This is a genomic window from Synechococcus sp. CS-205, from assembly GCF_025128255.1.
In the GTDB taxonomy this organism is placed as follows: Bacteria; Cyanobacteriota; Cyanobacteriia; order PCC-6307; family Cyanobiaceae; genus Regnicoccus_A.
The window spans coordinates 40687-47384 of the sequence record NZ_JAHLZB010000005.1 but is presented as its reverse complement, the minus strand read 5'-3'; the positions used below and the strand labels follow the sequence as shown (position 1 = coordinate 47384).

Here is a 6698-nt window from a genome sequence, read left to right as displayed (position 1 = left end):
TTCTTTTGCCGAAGCCTGTGGATGCGCTTCTCCTCATCCCAGAATCCACGCTGTCCCATTCAGCTGTGTTGAACTGAACCAATTCTATTGCATATTTCATAGGCTGTCAGGGAGCGCCGTAGATTTTTCGAGGTGCCCTTTAGGTTTTCGGCCCTGGCAGCATGGACAGACAAGGATTGATCGAAGGCGAAGGCCAGGATGTAAACTCTGTAGCCGGAAGGTCGGGCTGGCTTAAAGTAGAGAACCCTGATGCTCCCGGGGCTCGAGAAGTGCTGGTTCGAAGCATTCCTCCGCTTCGCCCGCTTTCACCTCCAGGGCCTGCTCGATCACCCGGTCGGTGAGGGCATCGAAGTAGGCGGAGAGAGTCTGCTGCAATTCCTGAAACTCCGGCCAGAGTGTGTCGTTCACGAAGCTGCGGCTCAGCCGCGCCATCACCGTGGTGCGTCGTTGACCGCGGTAGCGGTAGGGCTGGATGCCGTAGCGCCGCAGCAGTGCCACGAACAGATGCCGTGACCACTGGTCAGAGAGGGAGAAGCGGAACTCCGCCGGCGGCTCCTCGGCCGCCAGCTCCCGCAGCCGGGCCTGGATGCGCTCGCGGGCCCGCTCGGCCGCCACCCGCTCGCCGTCGGTGCCCGGCCGGGAGAACAGGGCTTCGATGCGCCGCAGCTTTGCCACCAGCTGCTCCTCAGGGCTCGCCGGTGGAATGCCCACAGTGCGGGTGCCGGGCCCGGCGCTTCGGCTGCCGCCCCCGGAGTTGGATCGCGTGCGGCGGGCGATGGGGATCAATCTCCCGAGCTCAGCCTGGCAACGGTAGGAGCCGTTGAGGTCGATGGGTTGGGCTGAGCTCCAAGGGTCTCTCGCAAGCGGGCTCAAGGCCAGACGTGCCCCGGACCAGCACGGCCTCCCTGGCTAGCCATCACACTCTGCAGCAGCAGGTCATCGGCACTTGCGGGTTGAAGTGGTCAGAGTGTGGGCGCGATCAATGGAATCCACAGGCCAATGACTGGGGTCCTTGCAACTGCATCCAAGCCAAGGCTCACATCGGCTTTTCAGCGACTGATGTCGATTCACTGGTGGATGGCCCTGTGCTATCTGGCGCTGTTCCTGGGTGGGACGTTGATGGCTCGGCTCGATCGCGACGTCTTCTTGCGCGGCAGCTTGTACGACGTGCATAAGTCGATCGGAGTGCTGACTCTGGCCCTGCTGGGCTGGAGGATATTCGTCTTATTGCAAGTCTGGTGGAAGAAATACAGCAAGCGCTGGCCAAAGACAAGCCCAAAATGGTGGCAGAGTGTGGCCCTGCATGCTGGCTTGTACATCTTCATGGTGGCAGTGCCCGTAGCAGGGTTTCTGCTTTCCAACTCATTCAAGGCGAACAACGTGACGTTCTTCGGCTTGCCCGTGCCTGATGTTTTCCCTGAAAACAAGGGAATGGTTGAAATTGGTCGAAGTCTGCATTTCTGGCTGGCTTACGTCTTTCTTTGCTTCATTATTCTGCATGCAATGCTGCAGTGGAAGGTCGTCAAGGCCAACTGGCGGCGCTTCACGGGATTCATGCGCATCAAACCCATCCCATGAAAGCGGGTCTGCTCCGCTCCGTTGCCGGCATGAATCGCAACAGCTGATGACTTGGCTTCACGGCATGGGCTTTGTGGCCACGACCTGGATCGCCGCCTTCCATTGACCCAGCAACGTTGGGGAGACCGGCAGGGTTTCGTCCTCAGACGTCTGGCCCCCGGTCTGGAAGTCCCCAGGCATGCAGGCCTTCAAGCAGGGGAATCAGGGCCAGCCCGCGCGTGCTGAGCTGATAGTCCACCTTCAAGGGCATGCTCTGCACCACGGTGCGGATCACCACCCCGTTGGCTTCCAGCTCGCGCAGGGTGCTGCTCAGAACCTTGGGGCTGACGCCCCGGAGGGAGCGGCTGAGCTCTGAGAAGCGCTGGGTGCCCTCAGCGAGTTCCCGCAGCACGGGAATCTTCCAGCGGCCTTGCATCACCTCCAGGGCCAGCTTTGCCGGACAGGTGTTGTGGTCATGGGAGTCCAGAAAGCCTCGTGAGGCTGCCATGGTTACCTGCTGGATAGTTGGTTTCTTGGCGGTGCGTTCTTGCCGTTGAGCTGGTTCTCCATCACACTCCTCTTCAGCGGGAACAGGCCATCGGCCTCACCTCACCACCACTCTGCCATCGCCGTTGTGTCGCAACCCACTCCTCTCTCCCTCGAGTTGCCAGCAGGCACCCATGCCCTCTGCACCTGCGGCCAAAGCAAGAACGGACGATTCTGTGATGGCTCGCACCAAGGCAGCGACTTCAAGCCTGAAATCCTGACCCTGGACGAAGCCAAGACGGTCTACCTCTGCACGTGCGGCACCACAAAATCCTCGCCCTACTGCGATGGCAGTCATCTCAAGCTCTGATCTCTCAGGTTCCATCGAGAGAGTGTCATTACGAATCCATCAGGCTGTCGATGGCGCTTCCTCTACAACGACCCTGATCGGTTGCCGCTCCAGTTGTCCCCGCTCCCAGGACAGGCCCTGTGCTGCAGCCTCATAGGTGCTTTGAAGAAAGCTGAGCAGCACGTCATCGGGTGATGGGGCAGTTTGAACGGATTGATAGGGGAGCAGGAACTCGCCCAGCGTGGCGTTCCAGCTGGCCGTCGCCGGTGTGATGGAGCTGGTGGCGAATCCTTGCGGTGACGGGTAGGCGTAGCAATAAAAGGCTGGAGCGTTCACTCCGCCTCCTCCCGGCCAGAATCCCGCACTGATCACTTCATGGGAGTAAGCCTCACGGGTCACCCAGTCTGGAAGGTTGGGAATTCCACCAGGATGAACTGGAGCCACCCGCCCGGAGAAGCGGGTCACAGCCAGATCGAAGCTTCCCCAGAAGAAATGAACCGGGCTGCATTTTCCCAGGAAACGGGACCGGAATTGCTTGAAGACACGATCGGCTTGCAGCAAAGCTCTCCAGAATCGGCAGGCTGCATCGGGGTCGTAGTGGTGATGCAGCGTGTCTTGCTCAAAGGGAATCGCGTCCGCGACCTCGCAGGGGGTGGTCCTGATCCGGACATTGAGCCCCAGGGTTTGCAACTCACCCATCACCGCCCCATAGAAATCAGCCACACTGCGGGGCTTCAGGGCGACCCGACCCGTCTCACCCAGACTGGTCTGGATCACCAGTTGGTGATCAATGAAATCGAAGATCAGCTCGAAATGGCGGCCACCATGGGGAATGGGTGACGTGCTGAGGCCACGCGCGCTCAGGTAGAGGGGTACATGCCAGGAGTGGTTGGTCCATGGGGTTTGCACCAGGCGGATCTTGCCGATGATCTGCATCCAGAGCTGCAGGGTGGTGGCCGTCTCCTGCCAGTCGAGATAGGGAATGTCGGGCCAGTCTTGGCTTGTCGAGAGCTGTCTGGTGGGCACTGGATGTCACCGGAATGCTCTTCTCATTCTGACGTAGCCAGCCGGGATCTGTTTTGCTATTTGCTCTTGGAAGGCCTGGCTCATTCCCATGGCCTGGTCCAAACACCCGTGGATGCAGGCGGAGTGTGTGCTGTTGTGTTCGGCACGGGTGTTCGGGTGTTCCTTTGCTGTTGGGCATGATGCGAGCATGCATTGCGGTTATTTTCAGGCTGTGAGATGCCCCATCCCTCTGCCACCTGCTCACGGGCCTTGGCCTTCATCTTGGCTCCGGAGTTCCGGTTGCGCCTTCAGAGGCTTCGCAGCAGGGCGCTGGTGCGGGTTGGTCGCCGTGTCTAGGTTTTCAAGACCCCTTCCTGCATCAGGCTGAACCCCATGGCCACCAATCCCGTCACCTGGTTCGAGCTGAACGTTCTCGACATGGAGCGCGCCAAGGCCTTCTACAGCACCGTGTTCCAGGTGGAGTTCCAGGACATGTCAAACCCGCAGATGGCCTACTGGTGCTTCCCGATGGATGACGGGAAGGTGGGCGCTGGCGGAGCGTTGATGCAAATGGCTGGTTGTGAGCCCGGCAAGGGCGGAACAATGGTGTATTTCAGTTGTGAGGATTGCGCGGTGGAGGAAAGCCGTGTGGCGCCGGCCGGCGGCACGGTCTGTCGTCCGAAGATGCCGATCGGTGAATTCGGCTTCATCTCTGTGGTGATCGACACGGAAGGCAATCCGATCGGCCTGCATTCGCTCAAGTGAGCGAGCCGGCAACGCGGCACCTGCCAGGGTCCCGGCCGCAGGCCCCAGGGGAGGTGGAGCGGATGTATGGGGTGGCCATCGCGGCTCAGGCGCAGGCAGTGCAGGTTGCTCAGTAAGGGGATCACCGCCGCGTTGCGGTGCGCAGGTGCTGGTCGTTCTCGGGGCCGATGGGATCAGGGGCCGTTTTCAGGACCGCTGGATCGGTGGCGCGTAGCGCGAACAGATTGGTCAGGCAGAGCCCGCCATAACCCCAGTCCCTGGCGTAAGTGAGGCAGCGCCGAACGGTGCGATCGTCGTTGGACTCGTCGGCTGTGCTCAGGTTCAGCCCGATGATCATCACCACGCCCCTGCTGCCATCCCAGCGCCCCCATCCATCCGCCAGCTTCGCCGGTATTCGATCACAACCCCGCCCTTCCGCATGCCCTAGGCCATGGCCCCGCCACCCTCCCCGATCCGGCACGCTCCCTGGTGGACCCGGGCCTTCCACGCCTTCAACCTGCTGGTGCTGCTGGTGATGGCCGGCAGTGGTCTGCAGATCTACAACGCCAATCCGGTCTTCGGTGGCCGGGAGGGCGCCACCGTGCCGGACATCTTCACCCTGGGGGGCTGGCTGGCCGGCGGACGCGACTGGCACTTCGGCTTCATGGGGCTCTATGCCCTCAATCTCGGCCTCTGGATGGCGCTGCTGCTGGCTCAGCGTCGGCAGCGGTTGGCCGAAGCCGGTGATCTGAGCACCCTCAGATGCAGTGCCCATGCGGCCAAGCGCCGACTGGCCAGCCACCGGCTGGTGTACACCCTGATGCTGATCCTGCTGGGCTTCAGCCTGATCACCGGTCTGGCCATGTACAAGCCGGCTCAGTTCTGGTGGCTCTCAGGCCTGTTCGCTTTTGGTGAGGCCTTCGGTGCCACCGCCTGGCAGACCCTTCGGATGTGCCATTTCGCCACGATCCCAGCGATTGCCCTGCTGCTGATCGCCCACGTGTTGCTGTCGTGGCGGATCGGCGGGTTGCGATTGCTGCGCTCGATGTTCGCCTGAGTCCTGGCATGAGCCCCACCCTGAATCCTGCTTCCCTGCTCACCCGCCGCCGCCTGCTGGGCCTGGGTGTTTCCGGCGGCTCGAGCCTGCTGCTGGGGGGCTGCGCCCTCAATGGGTTCAGTGAGCAGGTGGGCGCGGCCACCCAGCCTCTCAACGAACGCCTGGAGGCCTGGATGCAGGGCCGTGGCCCGGTGCCGGAGTTCCGGCGGGATCAGGTGGATCCCGAGGCCCTGCTGGTGAACAGCTTCAACGGCACGCCCCGGCTGGATCCCGTGGCCTACCGGCTGCGGGTGGAGGGGTTGGTGAGCCGACCCCTGGCACTCGATCTGAAGGACCTGGCGGCACTGCCCCAGCAGAGGGTGGTCATGCGCCACGTCTGCGTGGAGGGCTGGGCGGCGATCGTGGCTTGGTCGGGGGTGCGCCTGGCCGATGTCCTTTCCCTGGCGGGGATCTCGCCCCTGGGGGGCTACGTGGAGATCAGCTCGGCCGACCAGTATTTCTCCAGCTGGGACCGAGCCTCGGCCCTCCACCCCCAGACCCTGCTGGCCACGGCCATGAACGGAGCTCCCCTGCCCGTGGCCAATGGTGCCCCCGTGCGCCTCGCCACGCCGATCAAGCTCGGCTACAAGCTCAGCAAATGGGTCACCCGCCTGCGGGTGGTTTCGAGCCTGGGTGTGCGCCGCGGCACCTGGGAAGACAAGGGCTACGAATGGTTCGCCGGTCTCTGAATTCGGCACGCAGACTGGGGGTGATGGGACCCTTCGTATGAATGTCCGCCGATCTCCTGGGGGGAGTCACGGCTGTGCTGTACGGGCCCGCAGAGGTCGCCGTCCACTCGTTGTACCGATCAGAAGTTGGCTTCATGCCGTCGAATGACCCCTCCCCCTGGTTCGAGCAGCTGCTGCCTGCCCTGCGCTCCCCCGCCGGAGCTGTGGCCTTCGTGCCGCTCTATGCCGTCTGGGTGACGCTGCTGCTTCCGGGGGTCTGGGCCTCGATGCTGGCCGGCGTGCTTTACGGCACCCTCTGGGGCAGTGTGATCGTGTTCGCAGGGGGGGCGCTCGGGGCCCTCGCCGTCTTCCTGCTGGGACGCCACTGGCTGCGCGGCTGGAGCCGCCGGCGGCTGCGGGCCTTCCCCAAGCTGCTGGCGATCGAGCGGGCGGTGAGCCAGGAAGGCCTCAAGCTGGTGTTGCTCACCCGCCTCTCGCCGGCCTTCCCCTTCAGTCTGCTCAACCTCGCCTATGGCCTGAGTGAGGTGAGCCTGCGCGACTACACAATCGGGCTGATCGCGATCCTTCCCGGCACGGTCCTGTTCTGTGCCCTCGGGGAGCTGGCGGGGGATGTGGCGCGCTTCGGGGAGGTGCTCCATGGCGAGGCCGATGCCGGCACCTGGGCGCTGCGGATCCTGGGGCTGATCGCCACCGTGGGCTCGATCGCGGTGGCGGGCAGGGCGGCGCGGCGGGCGCTGGATCAGAGCGAAGGGAGATGACCCTCCCGTTGTTC

10 protein-coding genes are annotated in these 6698 nt (G+C 63.2%); 6 read left to right on the top strand and 4 right to left on the bottom strand.

Annotation, left to right across the window (positions count from 1 at the left end; all coding sequences use genetic code 11):
- Nucleotides 1-231: 231 nt before the first annotated feature.
- On the bottom strand, nt 232-786 hold the full coding sequence (locus KQ297_RS00845) for a hypothetical protein (RefSeq protein WP_259737754.1): 555 nt from the start codon (nt 784-786) through the stop codon (nt 232-234).
- Between the two features lie 273 nt (nt 787-1059).
- Here KQ297_RS00845 and KQ297_RS00840 point away from each other — a divergent pair, with 273 nt between their 5' ends.
- Nucleotides 1060-1578: a cytochrome b gene (locus KQ297_RS00840; protein ID WP_259737753.1), complete on the top strand. Its 519-nt coding sequence runs from the start codon at nt 1060-1062 to the stop codon at nt 1576-1578.
- 142 nt (nt 1579-1720) lie between these two features.
- Here the strand turns inward: KQ297_RS00840 and KQ297_RS00835 are convergent, their stop codons facing one another.
- Nucleotides 1721-2065, bottom strand: a complete 345-nt coding sequence (locus tag KQ297_RS00835) for a helix-turn-helix domain-containing protein (protein ID WP_259737752.1) — start codon at nt 2063-2065, stop codon at nt 1721-1723.
- A gap of 126 nt (nt 2066-2191) precedes the next feature.
- Here KQ297_RS00835 and KQ297_RS00830 point away from each other — a divergent pair, with 126 nt between their 5' ends.
- Nucleotides 2192-2413 carry a CDGSH iron-sulfur domain-containing protein gene (locus KQ297_RS00830; protein WP_259737751.1) on the top strand — a complete coding sequence of 74 codons (222 nt, stop codon included), beginning with the start codon at nt 2192-2194 and terminating at the stop codon, nt 2411-2413.
- Nucleotides 2414-2452: 39 nt separating this feature from the next.
- Here the strand turns inward: KQ297_RS00830 and KQ297_RS00825 are convergent, their stop codons facing one another.
- On the bottom strand, nt 2453-3418 hold the full coding sequence (locus KQ297_RS00825) for a DUF5996 family protein (protein WP_259737750.1): 966 nt from the start codon (nt 3416-3418) through the stop codon (nt 2453-2455).
- Between the two features lie 372 nt (nt 3419-3790).
- Between KQ297_RS00825 and KQ297_RS00820 the strand changes: the two genes are divergently transcribed.
- The gene (locus tag KQ297_RS00820) at nt 3791-4162 is read left to right on the top strand and encodes a VOC family protein (RefSeq protein WP_259737749.1); all 372 of its coding nucleotides are present in this window, start codon (nt 3791-3793) and stop codon (nt 4160-4162) included.
- A gap of 121 nt (nt 4163-4283) precedes the next feature.
- Here the strand turns inward: KQ297_RS00820 and KQ297_RS12775 are convergent, their stop codons facing one another.
- The gene (locus KQ297_RS12775; protein ID WP_399250932.1) at nt 4284-4622 is read right to left on the bottom strand and encodes a DUF1643 domain-containing protein; all 339 of its coding nucleotides are present in this window, start codon (nt 4620-4622) and stop codon (nt 4284-4286) included.
- Between KQ297_RS12775 and KQ297_RS00810 the strand changes: the two genes are divergently transcribed.
- The 3 genes from KQ297_RS00810 to KQ297_RS00800 all read left to right on the top strand — a co-directional run bounded on the left by KQ297_RS00810 (nt 4593) and on the right by KQ297_RS00800 (nt 6684).
- Nucleotides 4593-5198 (top strand): cytochrome b/b6 domain-containing protein, encoded by a 606-nt coding sequence (locus KQ297_RS00810; RefSeq protein WP_259737747.1) that lies wholly within the window; start codon nt 4593-4595, stop codon nt 5196-5198. The two genes, KQ297_RS12775 and KQ297_RS00810, sit on opposite strands and share 30 nt — an antisense overlap.
- Before the next feature lie 8 nt (nt 5199-5206).
- Entirely contained in the window at nt 5207-5926 is a 720-nt protein-coding gene (locus KQ297_RS00805; RefSeq protein ID WP_259737746.1) for a molybdopterin-dependent oxidoreductase, read from the top strand.
- 134 nt (nt 5927-6060) lie between these two features.
- Nucleotides 6061-6684: a TVP38/TMEM64 family protein gene (locus tag KQ297_RS00800; protein ID WP_259737745.1), complete on the top strand. Its 624-nt coding sequence runs from the start codon at nt 6061-6063 to the stop codon at nt 6682-6684.
- Nucleotides 6685-6698 lie beyond the last annotated feature (14 nt).

Bases quoted from the DNA above. Each gene is read 5' to 3' on its own strand.
- KQ297_RS00840 (WP_259737753.1), top strand. From the start codon at position 1,060: ATGTCGATTCACTGGTGGATGGCCCTGTGCTATCTGGCGCTGTTCCTG.
- KQ297_RS00835 (WP_259737752.1), bottom strand. From the start codon at position 2,065: ATGGCAGCCTCACGAGGCTTTCTGGACTCCCATGACCACAACACCTGT.
- KQ297_RS00820 (WP_259737749.1), top strand. From the start codon at position 3,791: ATGGCCACCAATCCCGTCACCTGGTTCGAGCTGAACGTTCTCGACATG.
- KQ297_RS00810 (WP_259737747.1), top strand. From the start codon at position 4,593: ATGGCCCCGCCACCCTCCCCGATCCGGCACGCTCCCTGGTGGACCCGG.
- KQ297_RS00805 (WP_259737746.1), top strand. From the start codon at position 5,207: ATGAGCCCCACCCTGAATCCTGCTTCCCTGCTCACCCGCCGCCGCCTG.
- KQ297_RS00800 (WP_259737745.1), top strand. From the start codon at position 6,061: ATGCCGTCGAATGACCCCTCCCCCTGGTTCGAGCAGCTGCTGCCTGCC.